The following is a 15,788-nucleotide window of genomic DNA, read 5'->3' on the forward strand; positions in this document are numbered from 1 at the left end:
TTTATTTGTGTAAATGATATCAGATCAAAATACCACTTGAATCATAAACCGGATACCTTGCTTGTTGATTCCGGGGTGATTCAGATAGGTCAGACGGCGTACGTATTCAATATGTAACAATTTAAAGATGTTGTAGATACCTACACTGGCTTCCAGATAGGGTACTTTCGGGTCCATTACATAACTGGTGTAACTACCGTCCCGTTGCGGAAAATCGAACAGTTCCGGATTATTGCTCTTAAACGGGTTATTCTTTTCGGTCAGGTTACCATACAGGGCACGGAAACGGAACACTTCTCTCCACTTCAATTTTTTGATTAGTGGAATACGATTGAAAAGTTTGCCATTCATGTCATATGTCAGTGCCAACGATGCATAGCGGTCGTTGAGGAACTCCATATTGTTGATCAGGTTGAAAGTTTCTTTTTGGGTAATATATGAAAGGTTGGCAGCCGGCAGAATGAGTAACGGGAATGGAACGGTATTCCATTGCGCCCCACCTTTCAGGGTGACGTCTACTTTGCCCCAAGACGAAAGCCAGAAGCGCTTCCAGATACTTGCTTCCGTCAAATTGAAATTATACTCTCCTCCCAATACACCTTTGAATCCGGTGGTGTGAGAAAGGGTGAAGATGGGAGCATCCAGCGACACCGGACGCCGACGCTGTTTCGTGTTTACAAAAGTCTCACCCGGAGCATAACGCAAGGTCAGTCCCAATTCGGCGGTGGTAATGTCCGGAACAATTGTTTTGGCAGCATCGTTACGGATGTATTGAAGTTTACCGGCCGGAGTGTCTTTCCGGTGTCGTGCCATAGCTGCGACCGAGAAGCCTGAAAGAGTTTCCATTTCATATCTCAATGTAGCATCCCGTACGTACGACATCTGGTCGACAGTAGTGGTTTTCCAGGCCACGAATACGTTATCCTTATCCGTGTCGAGAAATTTATCCATCGGTGACATGACATCATAACGGTAAGAAGCGGAGATATAGTGTTTCGGGAACTCCCAGGGGAAGAATTCACATTTACGGAAAGAGTAGGTTACATTGCCCTCATATTTCCATTTTTTGTCTTTAAGTCCGTAGGCTCCATATCCATTAAAGAACCAATGAGGATTCAGTTTGGCTGTAGTCATACCACTGAGGCGGAATCGGGTGCCGTCCACATAGTTACTCGATATCATGGTATTGATCGGACCGAAATCGAATTTGCTCGGATGTTTTTTGGTTCCGGTTTCCACATAATTTTCTATCAATGCTTTTGCGCCGAATATGACATATTTGAATCCGGGAATTTGCTCCAGCCGGTTCATGAAAAGATCCATGCTACTCTCGGTTTTTGTTAACGGTACTTGGCGCACTCCGGCCCAGTATTCGTCACTTTTGGTGAGCATGTCCGCTTCTTTGATAACATTGCCTTTTAGTCGGAAGAGTCGTGGCTCGATGGGTTCGAAGACATAGTTGCTATATTTCGTAGTCCGCTTTACCTGAATCCCCTGGATAGCTTTCATTACTAAAAGATCTACGGTCATATCATCATCAGTCAGTACCCAGTTGCCATTGGGGAGTTGTTCGTACTGCTGCACGACATCCAGATTCTCCACAAAGTTTACCCCTGTTTTTTTAGGCAAATTCATGGTGCACTTTTTTACAGCGTAGGTTGAATCATCCAGCACATACAGGTGTCCGGTGAATCCGAAGTCCTGAGGGTTCTGTGGAACAAACGTGAGGTGTACACATTTGTTTTTGTCTACCATCACGGTATCCATCAGGTAGAACTTATAGAAAGAGATGGCCCCGCTTCCGATGGGACTTACAAAACGGCGTTGCAACAGACGGATATCATCATCGTAGATATTGATATCGGCAAATACATCGTTAAGGATAGTACCCAACATATCACCGGTAGAGAAGAATTCCTCTACACCATTTGAGTTCATACCTTCGATGATGGTCTTTTTACTTTCCGGATCTTTTCTGTAGATGGTTTTTGAAGATGTTTCCTGTACGGAGATGGGCAAAATCAGTTTGTTAGTCTCGGGCGAAACCTCGACCTGGTCTTTTAGGAAAGAAAACTTTTTATAGATCCCTTTCTCAAGACTCTCGGGTGTCACGTCATTGAGTGACATCTTCATTTTCTGATATTTGCTGTATTGGTAATAGTCATTGGTTTCCAGCTTCTGAGCTTTTTTATGGTCGATTACCTTCCGCATAAACTCTACTGCCGGATTGTTTTTTCGGGAATATTTCTCCTTTTTAGGTTTTACAACCACCTCTTCCAGCATTACATCATCCGGTGAGAGTACTACATTGAGTTCTTTGGCACCCGCCGGAATCTTCACTTTCTTGGTGATATATCCCACCGCAGAAAAGGTCAGCTCATTCCAGCCTTTGCGGGTTTCCACCTTATATTCTCCGTTAGCGTTGGATATGCCACCTACTCCTTTCCCTTCATAGAAAACGGAAATGTACATTAATGGTTCATGTGAAATAGAATCGGTGATTACTCCCTTTAACTGTGCGAAAGCCTGTGGCGCAGAGAGTAGAAGGAAGATTACTAATAATAGTTTAGAATATTGTTGTTTCATACACACTTCATCTCATCGTGAGACTGCAAAGGTAATAAATTCCTTTTGATTGAAAGGACTATATAACCTTTTTTGTGTATCTTTTGACTCCTGTAAGGAGGGGGAATATGGTATTATTCCCCCAATAATATTTGTACAATTCGCTCTGCGGTTCGTCCGTCCCAACGTTCGGGTAAAGTTCCTTGTTTCCACTCTCCGTTCATCAGTTTGTCCATACAGGCTCCCAATGCGGCCGGGTCTTCACCGACCAGTTCATTAGTGCCTGTTCGCCAGGTCTCCGGATGTTCGGCAAACGTATTGAGCGTGATGCAGGGAATTCCCAGGAAAGTGGCTTCTTCGGCTACATTGCCCGAGTCAGTCACGATGGCTTTTGCCTGATTCATCAGATAACCGAAAGAGAGATAACTCTGTGTAGGCATGATGTGCAGGTTGGGAGCGGTGATCCCCAATGCTTTGATTGCGTCGCGTACATAAGTATGCAGCGGTGCGACAATGGGCATGCCATTTGCTTTTTTAAGCAATGTTTCCATCAATTCCTGTAAGTTCTCCTTATTGTTTAACAGTACGTGACGATTGAGGGTCAGCAGAATGTATTCATGTTCTTTCAGCCCCAGCACAGAGAACCATACCGGTTTTATCAGGCGATTGCGATTATAACGTATCGTATCGATCAGGATATTCCCTACATAATAGACTGTTTCGTTTTCCGTACCTGTCTGGTTTAGGTTACGGTTGGCTACCATGCCGGCTGTGAAGAGGTAGTCGGACAAGCCATCTGTAATCATACGGTTGATCTCTTTGGGCATAGACATGTCGAATGAACGGGTACCGGCTACGAGATGTGCTACTTTTATGTTTTGTTTCTTGGCTACGATGGCACAACTCATGGTTGCTGTGAGGTCATCGACCACCAGGACTACATGCGTAGGGTTTTCTGTCAATTCACGTTCGAAAGCGATCATGATTCCCGCAGTCAGTTCTGTCGGGTTATTGCCGTTTACTCCCAAATAGGCATCGGGAGCTTTCATGTGCAGATCTGCAAATAAGGAGGCGTCCAAACTGTTATCATTCTCTACTCCCGTGTATACCAGGCGATAAGAAATACGTTTACCCTGTGCCTTTGCGGCATCGATAGCCCGGGTGATAGGGGCGATTTTCATAAAATTAGGGCGAGCCCCGGCAACAATCGTTATCTTCATCTTTGTATTCTTACAATTTTCAAGGAACAAATTTACACTTTCTTGCGGAATTATTTGTTTCTTTGCACACAAAAAACTTAATATATGCCAACTATCTTTCAGATTCCGACTTTTATCCAGATTCTGGAGTTTATCGGAACATTCGCTTTTGCCATTAGTGGTATTCGTCTTGCATCTGCCAAACAATTCGATTGGTTTGGCGCTTATGTAGCCGGTGTGGCTGTAGCCATTGGCGGTGGTACCATACGTGATGTTTTATTGGATGTCACTCCATTCTGGATGACGAATCCTATTTATTTAATTTGCTCGGCGCTGGCCCTGCTGTGGGTTATCTTTTTTCGGAAGCATTTGATCCACATGCACAATACGTTTTTTATTTTCGATAGCATTGGTCTTGCGTTGTTTACAGTAGTTGGTATCAGCAAGACGATCGATTTGGGATATGCCTTTTGGGTAGCCATTATTATGGGAACCATGACCGGTGCGGCTGGTGGAGTTATCCGTGATGTATTTATCAACGAGATTCCGTTGATCTTTCGTAAGGAGATTTATGCCATGGCATGTGTTATCGGTGGAGTCATTTATTGGGGGCTCGATCGTTTTGGGGTAGATGCCGCCTTGACGCAGGTCATTAGTGGCTGCTGCATTTTTGTAGTACGCGCTTTGGCTGTAAAATACCAAATTTGCCTGCCTATCTTGAAGGGGGAATAAAGTCGGTACGACTTTATTCCGGCAATATCAAGTCACCTGAAAAACTGATCGATTCACGGTTTTGCATATCGACATCTATGCTGGATGAACCGTTGGAATAGATTGTTATCCTGAATTTGAACTGATCTTCGGGACTTTTGGCGGTAAAGTTGATTTTTGCTGCTCCGCGTTTTCCCATGGACATGGTGTATTGATCGATTGGGGCATTAAACATCAATCCCTGTCCTCCTCCGTAAGGGATAGAGTAAGCGCGTCCGAAGTAAGGTAGTTGTGAAAAGACAGAATCATTCCGAATTGTTACGGAATAGATTGATGTCAATGGAATCATACGTCCCCTACGCGGGTATGCCGTATTTATGTCGATCCGATAGTTTTCCGATTCAATCTTCTCTTTTACAGTCTGTTCCTTCAGCTCTTTCCTTTCTTCCCGGTTTTGAGCCTGAAGTGTGAAGATACCTGTTCCTGCAATGAACAATATCAGAAGCATGATACGTCTATTTGTTTTCATATCAATGATTATTTAGGAGAATATTTACATAAAGATAACGATCGGAAGAGATAAAATGTACAAAGCGTACAAATGATTTAATATTATTTCGTGTTTGTCGGAGCAGATTTCACAAAGAATAAAAGAGAGAGTTTCAAAACTCTTTTTTACTATAGATTGCACAGATTTACACAACTCATCTTTATAGATAGTCGGTTGTTTACTTTTGATGTAGTGTAGACCTGTGTATTTTGCAGTGACAGGCCTTTGGTGTTCTTTCTTGTACAGCAAAGGCCATGCACTATTAGAATTGTTCCAGGATAGCTATTCGCTTTTCGATAGGAGGATGGGTGGCGAATAATCCGCTTAATCCGCTCAGGGCACTTTTGGCTTGTTTGCCCGGATGCTGAATGAATAACTGTGCCACATCCTCGCGTTCTACAGCTTCTATATCGGGATCTGCGGATATTTTTCTTAGAGCACTGGCCAGCGCCAACGGGTTCTTTGTCATTTCTGCTGCACCTGCATCAGCCATATATTCACGTTTTCGTGAGATGGCGAAACGCATCAAAGTGGCGAAGAAATAACCGATGGCAGCTACAATCATTGCCAAAACCAGAATAAGTATGGCTCCATTATTCTTATCATTTCTACTGCGTGTCCACGAAGAGTAATAGACGGAACGCAATGCTATTTGTGCCAGCATAGAGAAGATACCGACAAATACAATCGAGATAATCAATAACCGGACATCATGATTGCGGATATGTGTCAGTTCATGTGCGATGACTCCTTCGAGTTCTTCATCGTTAAGCTTTTCAATGATACCTTTGGATAGGGTAACTGTATAGGTCTGTTCATTGATTCCACTGGCGTATGCGTTTAGTGAATCATCATCGATAATGTTGATTTTGGGCATTTTCATACCTTGCGACATACAGAGATTCTCTACCAAATTGTAGATACGTTTATTCTCTTTACGTTCAAGCGGACGCGCGCCTGTGGCAGCTTTGATAATACTGGAATTGGTAAAGTAAGCTATGATAAACCAAACCAGAACACCTCCTATAATATAAGGAATCAGGTTGATAAACATTTGATTGGTCATTGCCAGTGTATTGTACTGCCCATAATCGTCTTCCACGGTAAAAGTGATAAGCAGATAGCAGAACAGGTAAGTCAATACCGCCACCAGGCATGGAAAGAGAATGAGTAAGATACCGGAACGGAGATTGTTCCGGCTCTGTTGTGTCTGTATTCCGACGTATTGCATGTGTCTTTACTTTCCTGAGGATTAAAATTTTATTTTCGGAGCCTCTTCTAAATTGGCACGTTGTTCTGTGCCCAAGTCGAACATCATTTCTTTATGAAAGCCAAACATGTTGGCAATCAGGTTAGAAGGGAATGTCTGTACAGCATTGTTCAGTTCCTTTGTGGCCGAATTAAAGTAGCGGCGTACGGCAGCCAGCTTATTTTCTACGTCCGAAATCTCTTCCTGTAGCTGAAGGAAGTTTTGGTTGGCCTTCAGGTCCGGATAAGCTTCCAATGTAATCTTCAATCCTGCGAGGGCGGAACTAAGTTGATTTTCAGCTGTAATTTTTTCATCGATTGTCCGGGCACTGACAGCTCCGTTGCGGGCTTGGATGACGCGCTCAAGTGTTTCTTTTTCGTGAGCTGCATATCCTTTTACTGTATCTACCAATTGTGGAATAAGGTCGTGACGCTGCTTCAGTTGTACATCAATGTCGGCAAATGCGTTTTCGCGATTATTTCTCAATTTTACCAATGAGTTATACATGGAAGCAATGATAATGGCGAGGATGATTATAATCCCCAGGATGATCAGTAAGTTCATAATTCTTTTGATTCTTAACGTTATTAAACTTGATCCAAAGGTATGTGATTCAGTCTCTATTTACAAAAAGCACATAATAAAAAACATTAATTATCAAACAAACCTATCAAAAGCTGTCTAACTCTTTAAGAAATAACACCCAAAAACTATCAAATAGCACCCAAAAACTATCATTTGATAGTTTTTACCCCAAAGATTGGTGAAAATTACCCTACTGAAATCTAAAATAAGCCTTAAACTTGCAATATCGAGAAAGAAACGAAATATTAACCGCTTAAAAACCGCAACGTATGAAAAGTTTAAGTTTTAGAAAAGATTTAATAGGAGTGCAAGAAGAGTTGCTCCGCTTCGCTTATAAATTGACTGCTAATCGCGAAGAAGCAAATGACCTGTTACAAGAGACCTCATTAAAAGCATTAGATAATGAAGATAAATTTATGCCAGACACTAATTTTAAGGGCTGGATGTATACTATCATGCGCAACATCTTTATTAATAATTACCGTAAAATTGTGCGTGATCAAACTTATGTAGACCAAACCGATAATCTTTTCCATCTGAATCTTCCGCAGGACTCCGGTTTTGAAAGTACCGAAGGAGCCTATGACCTGAAAGAAATGCACCGTGTAGTAAATGCGTTGCCCAAAGAATATAAAGTTCCATTTTCAATGCATGTTTCCGGATTTAAATACCGTGAAATAGCCGAAAAATTAGAATTGCCACTCGGCACTGTCAAGAGCCGTATCTTTTTTACCCGTCAGAGATTGCAACAGGAACTGAAGGACTTTGTTTGATTAGGTATTTTTCATTAATAAAAAGATTGATTTTAGGTAGTGATTTAGTGTAATTTTTTAGTTGTGCAAAAGAAGGAGTAAGTGAGGGACCCCCTCCTTGCTCCTTTACTTTTGTGACAATATGATATATAACATATCTTTTATGGGAACTTTTTGATGGTCTGATTTGTCTTTATGTCAAATATCTCACTATATTTGTAATATAGCAAGTTAACCTATGAATGTGAAATCACTTATAACTTACGGCAATGAAAAAGGAAATTAAATTCAGTCTCGTATATCGGGATATGTGGCAGTCGTCCGGTAAGTATCAACCCCGTGTCGACCAGTTAGTGCGAATTGCCCCTTTGATTATTGAAATGGGATGCTTTGCCCGTGTGGAGACCAATGGCGGAGCGTTCGAGCAAGTCAATTTATTGTATGGTGAAAACCCCAATAAAGCAGTGCGGGCTTTTACCAAACCTTTCAATGATGCCGGAATACAAACCCACATGCTTGACCGGGGACTGAATGGTTTACGGATGTATCCCGTTCCTGCCGATGTCCGTCGGTTGATGTACAAAGTCAAGCATGCCCAGGGAGTAGATATCACCCGTATCTTTTGTGGGCTGAATGAAGTAAGGAATATTATTCCTTCCATACACTATGCACTTGAAGGAGGAATGATTCCGCAGGCAACTTTGTGCATCACCTTTTCACCGGTACATACAGTAGAATATTATACGGCTATTGCTGATAAGCTGATTGAGGCCGGTGCTCCCGAGATTTGTCTGAAGGATATGGCAGGTGTCGGACGTCCTGCCATGTTAGGACAATTGACAAAAGCCATTAAGGAACGTCATCCCGAAGTGTTGATTCAATATCATGGCCATAGCGGGCCCGGATTGTCAATGGCTTCCATTCTTGAAGTTTGTGAGAATGGTGCTGATATTATTGATGTAGCCATGGAACCTATGTCCTGGGGAAAAGTTCATCCGGACGTGATCTCTGTACAGGCCATGTTGAAAGATGCCGGTTTTCGTGTACCTGAAATTAATATGAAAGCCTATATGAAGGCGCGTGCCATGACACAGGAGTTCATCGATGATTTCCTTGGTTACTTTATGGACCCGACCAACAAACATATGTCTTCCTTATTGCTGAAATGTGGCTTGCCCGGAGGAATGATGGGGTCTATGATGGCCGATTTGAAAGGTGTGCATGCCGGTATTAATATGATATTAAAGAGTAATAATCAGCCTGAACTCAGCATTGACGATCTGCTTGTGATGTTGTTCGATGAAGTGGAATACGTATGGCCTAAGTTAGGTTATCCTCCACTGGTAACTCCATTCAGCCAGTATGTGAAAAATGTGGCATTAATGAATGTAATGGCACGTGTGAAAGGTGAGGAACGCTGGAGCATGATAGACAATAATACCTGGGGGATGATTCTGGGTAAAAGCGGTCGTTTACCCGGTCCGTTGGATCCGGAAATTGTAGCATTGGCCAAAGAGAAGGGGTACGAATTTACAGATGAAGATCCGCAGAAGAACTATCCCGACCAGCTTGATGAATATCGTAAAGAGATGCAGGAGAATGGTTGGGAGTCCGGACCCGATGATGAAGAACTGTTTGAACTGGCCATGCATGACAGGCAGTATCGTGATTATAAATCGGGAGTAGCCAAGAAGAGGTTTGAAGAAGACCTGCAACGTGCCAAGGATGCGGCATTGGCCAAACAAGGTTTCTCAGAAGAAGATGTGAAAAGGATGAAGCGTGCCAAGGCAGAGCCAATCACTGCGATGGAAAAGGGTAGGATTATCTGGGAAATAGATGTTGAATCGCCCTCCATGCCTCCGGAAGTAGGGCATAAATATGAACCGGATGATGTATTTTGTTATATTGCCACTCCATGGAACACTTATGATAGAGTATTGGCTAATTTTAGTGGACGCATCATTGAGGTATGTGCCAAGCAAGGTGCTTTGGTCAATAAAGGTGATGCTTTGGCTTATGTAGAAAGATGTGAAGAACCGGCATAACGTTTTAAAAGTTGTATTGTTATAGAGTGGATAAAGGCCGTTTCCGGTGTAAACCGGAGCGGTCTTTGTTTTTTAGCGCCATTCCTAAGTCCGGTTCTCTGCTTCCTGAAGCCCGGCTTTCCGCTATTTTTATCCCGGTGCTTCGTTCCCCGTCTTATTTGCTTTTCTTTTTATTTCGACTGCCACCGCAGTTATCATATAAGGCTTGGTTTGTATATGACATTTGTAATATCTTGTTTCGGTAGAAATCTACCGACTCTTTTTCGTAGATAGTAAATAAATATTGGTTTTATATTCAGAAAAGGATAAGAAATTGTTTCTGGTTTTCTAAATCTGGATGGAACTTTTACTTGTAAATAGTGATCAAACCTCGTGTATATAGTTAATTTGAGAAATGACACATATCTTTCAAATCCCTTTGGAATGGATATATAAACAGATTAACCAAGTTCTCTTAGAACTTAGTTATTCTTGAAAAATGTAAATTATATACAATATTAAACACTTTATTACGCTGTAATTTTACATTTGTCAATCAGATTTAGTTGTATATTTTAAAATAAGGAGTTGCCAATCTTATTTCGCGGAGTAAAGATAGATATAAAGTATCAAAATACAATAAATATACTATAATATTTTTAAATGCTAATTTCTACTTTTTTTTCTTCGCTATTCACCACCTCTCAGAATCCCTTTAAAAGTGCTTGTAATGCGTTTTAGAACTGAGTTCTAAGAGAACTATAGCCATTATTATAACCTAAATTAACACATATTGTTTAACTAAAAAAGAAAAATGAATGAATAACTCGAAAATTATCAATGTGAGATTGATGAAAAAGGTGTTAGTGCTTGTTCTATCTTTTTTGTCTGTTACTGCTTTTGCGCAGAATATAACAGTGAAAGGAATTGTAAAAGATGGAACCGGTGAACCGATTATCGGAGGGAGTGTACTTGTTAAAGGTTCATCGATCGGTACAGTGACAGATGTTGATGGCAATTACACTTTATCTAATGTTCCTGCAGACGGAGTTCTGGAGTTTTCTTACATCGGCATGAAGAAACAGGATGTAAAAGTAAGCGGTAAAACTGTTATTAATGTTGTGCTTCAAGAAGATACCCAGATACTGGACGAAGTAGTGGTGACAGCCTTAGGGTTGAAGCGTGAACAGAAAGCTTTGGGGTATGCAGTGACCGAGGTCAAAGGCGATGACCTGAAAGCTGCCAATACGATTTCTCCGGTAGCCGCCTTACAAGGAAAAGTAGCGGGTGTCGAGATCCGTCAGTCAGACGGAGGTATGTTCGGAGCGACGAAGATTCAGATTCGTGGTGCTTCTACTTTGAAAGGAAACAATCAGCCGATTTATGTGATCGACGGAGTTATTCTCGATAACTCGACTTCGGGAAATACCACAATGGACTGGGATGCCGGAAACAATAATGCCAATGACTATGGTAATGAACTGAAGAACCTCAATCCGGATGACTTTGAGACAGTTTCGGTCCTGAAAGGTGCTGCTGCGACTGCCCTTTACGGTTCACGTGGTCTGAACGGAGCTGTGGTGATTACCACCAAATCGGGAAAAGGCTTCAAAGGCTTCGGGGTTTCTGTATCACAAACATTTGGTATCGATCATGCGTACCGGACACCGGATATCCAGACTGAATATGGGGTGGGGTTGATGCCTGGCTGGAAAGACACGGACAACAATGGTTCTGTATGGGATCCTTTTCAGTTCAAACTCGATGATAAAGGAGACCGGACACTAATAGGCGCAGGCAGTTATGGATGGGGACCTAAATACGATGGTCAGCCGATCCGCAACTATGATGGTACCTGGACCAATTATTCGCCCCATAAAAACAACATGCTGGATTTGTATCAATTGGGGCTGAACTCCAATACGAATGTGGCTATTCGCGGTGGCAATGATAAAACATCGTATTACACTTCTCTTTCTTATAAGAAAGCAAGATCTACCAGCGAAAAGAATACATTTGAGCGTTATTCGTTTTTATTGAAAGGTTCGCATAAAATCAGTGATCGGGTGGAAGTTTCGGCTGCTATGAGTTTCACCAACTCAAATCCGAAGAATTCTCCGCGAACAGTAGGAGAGCGTTTTGTCAATCCGAACGGAACCATTATGACTCCGATGCTGGATGTGAATTATTTCCGCGATAAATATCTGGGTGAGCATGGTGGACTGGCATCTACAAGTTATGGTGACAAGTATGGTTCAGTTCCGGGACGTGATTTGTTTTTTATGATCGATAAATACGATTATTCCCAGAAAGAGACTGTGGTTCGTCCCCAAATGGAAGTGAATGTGCAGATTCTGGATTGGCTGAGATTTAAAGCCGATGCCAATATGAATTACTATTACACTAAGTTTGAAGAAAAACAACTGGGTAGTGGATATGCAAATGAAGGCGGTAAGTATACTATGGGGCAAACCACAAAAGAGCAGGCTACCTTTGGCGGAACATTTACTGTCAATAAGCAGATACAAGATTTTAGCGTAGGTGGTTTCGCACGATATGAATACTATACAAGTCGTTCGGAAGCATATAAAGTATATACAGATGGCGGTATGGTAGTACCGGGACAATGGTTTGTCGACAACTCAAAGAACCCTAAAAAGTCGGAAGCGAGCATTTCAAATACAAAGAGAATGATGTCTGCTGTCTTTGCTTTGAATCTGGGATGGAAAAATCAGGTTTATTTAGATGTAACAGGACGTAATGACTGGTCGTCTTCTCTGGTATATCAAAACGGGATGGGTACATATTCTTACTTCTACCCGTCAGTATCCGGTTCATGGCTGCTCAATGAAACATTCGATTTGCCGCATTGGATTACATTTGCTAAAGTACGCGGATCGTGGGCACAGGTCGGTAACGATACCGATCCCTATTATGTGAACTCGGTATATGGCTTTGAAACTAAAGAAATGTATGATGGCAATATCTATGTGAACACTCTCGATAAGACAATGAAGAGTTTGAAGCTGAAACCGGAGCGTAAGAATGCCTGGGAAGTTGGTTTGGATTTACGTTTGTTTGACAGCCGTTTGAACTTTGACTTTACTTATTATAAAGAAAATACGAGAGACCAGATCATGTCGATTGAAGTTCCTGCTATTTCGGGTGTGAACACTCAGTTGATAAATGCTGGTAATATTCAGAATAAAGGTATTGAAATTGCTGTAAACGCCACTCCGTACAAAAATAAAGACTGGCAGTGGGATGTCGCAATGACATATACAAAGAATAAAAATACTATTATCTCATTACATGAAAATGTAGCAGACTACATCGCATTGAGCGGCTATGCTAATGATTACGATTACCATATCGGTTCGGTTGCCAAAGTAGGTGGCGACTACGGATTATTGATGTCCGACATTCTTCCGGCTAAAAATGAAAAAGGAGAAACATTGTTGGAGTGGGACGACAGTTGGCGGGGAGCTTACGAAGCACGTAGCGGAAAAGTACAGGAAGTGGGTAAAATGACTCCCGACTTTTTAGGCTCTTTATCTACTACTCTGTCTTGGAAAAATTTGAGCCTGCATATTGCTACTGACATGCGTTTTGGAGGATTGGTAGCTTCTTACTCTAACTTGTATGGTACACAGGCCGGATGGATCAAGAGTTCTTTAAAATGGCGTGATCCCGAACATGGTGGTTTGTCTTGGACCAGCCAGTACGGTGACAGTAAAGGAATCTCTTATGGTGATGGTGTTATCCCCGACGGAGTATTTAAGAATGGTACGTTCGCAACACTTGTAGACGGAACGAAAATGGATGTAAGCGGTATGTCCTACAAACAGTTGGTGGCAGAAGGGAAACTGGAACCCACACATGCCGGAACTTATCATGTAAACCGTGCGGCCTGGGGACAGAATACGATATTCGACACTTGGGTACACGAGTTGAACTATATTGCTTTGCGCGAGATCACCTTATCGTATCGCTTCCCGAAATCAGTGGCAAGTAAGTTTGGTGCCCAGGGATTGGGATTGAGCTTCTCTGCACGTAATCTGGGATATCTGTATAACTCGTTGCCTAACCATCTGAATCCTGAGAGTGTTCGTGGTAATACGGCTTCTGAGTTCCGTATCCGTGGCTATGAACCTTACACAGCTAATTATATGATGACTATTAATGTAGATTTCTAAACCTTTAATGTGATATTTAGTATGAAACAAATGATGAAAAAATATCTATATATGGCAGCTGTGGCTGTTGTAGGTACAGGCTTCCTGATGTCGTCTTGTAAAGACGAATTTGCCGGACAGAATACCAATCCCTCCACAGTCTCAAAACCGAACGTACGCTATTTATTTACTCAATGTGCCATGAGTTTTCAGCCGGCCGATTATCTTCAGTGGTTTGCTGGTTTCGATGCAATGTCTACCTGGGTGCAGGCAACTGCCTCAGGAGGTGGAAACTCGAGCAAATTGAATATGGTAACTCAGACCGGCTGTGGCTATCAGGTCAACGAGGTGCTTCGTTATACGAATGAAATAAAGCATCAGATCAGTCTGATGTCGGATGATGAAAAAGCAAAATACGAATATATTGCTTATTTATGTAATCCGATGCTGGTGTACTTGGGACTTGAAGACTCGGATATGTATGGATCCCGTCAATATTCAGAGGCAGAAATGGCCCGTTATGGTGGGACTCTGACTCCGAAATACGATACGCAGGAAGAATTGTTCGAACTCTGGCTGAAACAGCTTGACGAGACAATTAACTATCTGAGAGAGAACAATCCGCAAGACGTGCTTGGTGCGCAGGATTTTATTTATAGAGGAAAACTTGATAAATGGGCTAAACTGGCAAACTCATTGAAACTCAGAATTGCTGCACGCCTGATTAATAAAGACAAGGCTCGTGCGATTGCCATTGTGAATGAGGCTGCCCAGAATCCGGCCGGTCTTATTTTAACTCTCGACGATGATTTTGTTTTCAATAAAGGTAAAAGAGACAATAACTGGAACAATGATATTTCCGTTGGTGCGGGAACTAAGCAGTTAATCGATTTTATGGTGAGCAATCGTGACCCTCGTTTGTTTTACTTTTTCCAGAAGAACGATTACAACTCTAATGTAGTTCAAGGTTTCTTTGATCAAAAAAGAGCTTTACCGTCTTATGTAGAAGCCAATGTGAACTATACGGTCGATGCGGACGGAAAGAAACACTTTGAGAGCTGGAAAGCTCCCGGAGAGCCTTGGGTACGCTATTATGGAGTTCCTTGTCAAGTGGATATCAATAAAAAGGAAGAGTACAAAGACTATTTCGACCCCAATAACGAGTTGTTCTATTTGCTGAGCAAAGACGGTGCGAAAAAGACCTATACTCCGATTGCCTACCGGAATACCGAAAATATTAAAGGTCTGTTGATTTACACATTTCCCGATGTTCCCGATGTAGCTCCCGTACAGGATAAAGAAGAATACGGCTGGTACGGACTGTACTTCTCTGCAGGTGAAACCAACCTCCTGCTGGCGGAATTCAAATTATTGGGTGCCAATCTGCCGATGACCGCACAACAGTATTTGAGTGCAGGTGTCGAGATGTCTGTTCGTGGTTATGATTTTGTTTCCGCTAAGAATCATATTCCTTATTATGATAAAACCTACACAGGCGATGTACACGATAAGACAATCAGCCTGAAAGAAGGCATGATTGATGAAATGCTGTCACATGATGCATACCATCTGACAGGTGATTTGAGTAAAGACCTTGAGAAAGTTTATATTCAGCAATATATTCACTATCTGATGCTTCCGATGGACATGTTTGTTACCGCCCGTCGTTCGGGAGTGCCAATGAAGAACAGTACCTTGTTGCCATATCAGGATTTTGATCCGTTATTGGGTGACCAGTACGTCATTCCTCGACGTTTCCCGGTAAGCAAACCTCTTGATTCTGATTTGCTCCGTGACATTACAATTGCAGCCTATCAGGCACAGGGCTATACGTATGAAGGTGAGATGAGTAATTCACCTGTGACGTTAAGCAAAGAACGTGTTTGGTATGATAAAGAGGCACCGGCTTTTGGTACAGGTCCTCAACAGTAATTTTCTGTTTTACATAAATCTCCGGGGCTGCTTCTGATTTTTGCAG

The 15,788-nt window shown here is 42.1% G+C and carries 10 protein-coding genes; 5 read left to right on the plus strand and 5 right to left on the minus strand.

Annotated elements, in window-relative coordinates:
* Positions 1-24: 24 nt before the first annotated feature.
* Together BF9343_RS09095 and wecB are read right to left on the minus strand one after the other, a co-directional pair.
* Positions 25-2,586 (minus strand): DUF5686 and carboxypeptidase-like regulatory domain-containing protein, encoded by a 2,562-nt coding sequence (locus tag BF9343_RS09095; RefSeq protein WP_005786936.1) that lies wholly within the window; start codon positions 2,584-2,586, stop codon positions 25-27.
* A gap of 113 nt (positions 2,587-2,699) precedes the next feature.
* Positions 2,700-3,785: a non-hydrolyzing UDP-N-acetylglucosamine 2-epimerase gene (wecB, locus tag BF9343_RS09100; RefSeq protein ID WP_005786937.1), complete on the minus strand. Its 1,086-nt coding sequence runs from the start codon at positions 3,783-3,785 to the stop codon at positions 2,700-2,702.
* An 84-nt stretch (positions 3,786-3,869) separates the two neighbouring features.
* Between wecB and BF9343_RS09105 the strand changes: the two genes are divergently transcribed.
* Positions 3,870-4,496 (plus strand): trimeric intracellular cation channel family protein, encoded by a 627-nt coding sequence (locus tag BF9343_RS09105; protein ID WP_010992761.1) that lies wholly within the window; start codon positions 3,870-3,872, stop codon positions 4,494-4,496.
* A 13-nt stretch (positions 4,497-4,509) separates the two neighbouring features.
* Here BF9343_RS09105 and BF9343_RS09110 read toward each other — a convergent pair whose 3' ends face one another.
* The 3 genes from BF9343_RS09110 to BF9343_RS09120 all read right to left on the minus strand — a co-directional run bounded on the left by BF9343_RS09110 (position 4,510) and on the right by BF9343_RS09120 (position 6,838).
* On the minus strand, positions 4,510-5,004 hold the full coding sequence (locus BF9343_RS09110; protein ID WP_005794782.1) for a DUF4251 domain-containing protein: 495 nt from the start codon (positions 5,002-5,004) through the stop codon (positions 4,510-4,512).
* Between the two features lie 283 nt (positions 5,005-5,287).
* Complete coding sequence (locus BF9343_RS09115) at positions 5,288-6,256, minus strand: M48 family metallopeptidase (protein WP_005800413.1); 969 nt, start codon at positions 6,254-6,256, stop codon at positions 5,288-5,290.
* A 21-nt stretch (positions 6,257-6,277) separates the two neighbouring features.
* Positions 6,278-6,838, minus strand: a complete 561-nt coding sequence (locus tag BF9343_RS09120) for a LemA family protein (protein ID WP_005786942.1) — start codon at positions 6,836-6,838, stop codon at positions 6,278-6,280.
* A 290-nt stretch (positions 6,839-7,128) separates the two neighbouring features.
* Between BF9343_RS09120 and BF9343_RS09125 the strand changes: the two genes are divergently transcribed.
* From BF9343_RS09125 to BF9343_RS09140, 4 genes are all read left to right on the plus strand, one after another.
* Positions 7,129-7,632 (plus strand): RNA polymerase sigma factor, encoded by a 504-nt coding sequence (locus tag BF9343_RS09125; protein ID WP_005786945.1) that lies wholly within the window; start codon positions 7,129-7,131, stop codon positions 7,630-7,632.
* Positions 7,633-7,880: 248 nt separating this feature from the next.
* Positions 7,881-9,656: an oxaloacetate decarboxylase gene (locus tag BF9343_RS09130; RefSeq protein WP_010992763.1), complete on the plus strand. Its 1,776-nt coding sequence runs from the start codon at positions 7,881-7,883 to the stop codon at positions 9,654-9,656.
* Between the two features lie 797 nt (positions 9,657-10,453).
* Positions 10,454-13,831 (plus strand): SusC/RagA family TonB-linked outer membrane protein, encoded by a 3,378-nt coding sequence (locus BF9343_RS09135; protein WP_005786949.1) that lies wholly within the window; start codon positions 10,454-10,456, stop codon positions 13,829-13,831.
* Positions 13,832-13,852: 21 nt separating this feature from the next.
* Complete coding sequence (locus BF9343_RS09140; protein WP_005786951.1) at positions 13,853-15,742, plus strand: SusD/RagB family nutrient-binding outer membrane lipoprotein; 1,890 nt, start codon at positions 13,853-13,855, stop codon at positions 15,740-15,742.
* The last annotated feature ends 46 nt before the right edge of the window (positions 15,743-15,788 follow it).

The organism is Bacteroides fragilis NCTC 9343 (genome assembly GCF_000025985.1).
Taxonomy (GTDB): Bacteria; Bacteroidota; Bacteroidia; order Bacteroidales; family Bacteroidaceae; genus Bacteroides; species Bacteroides fragilis.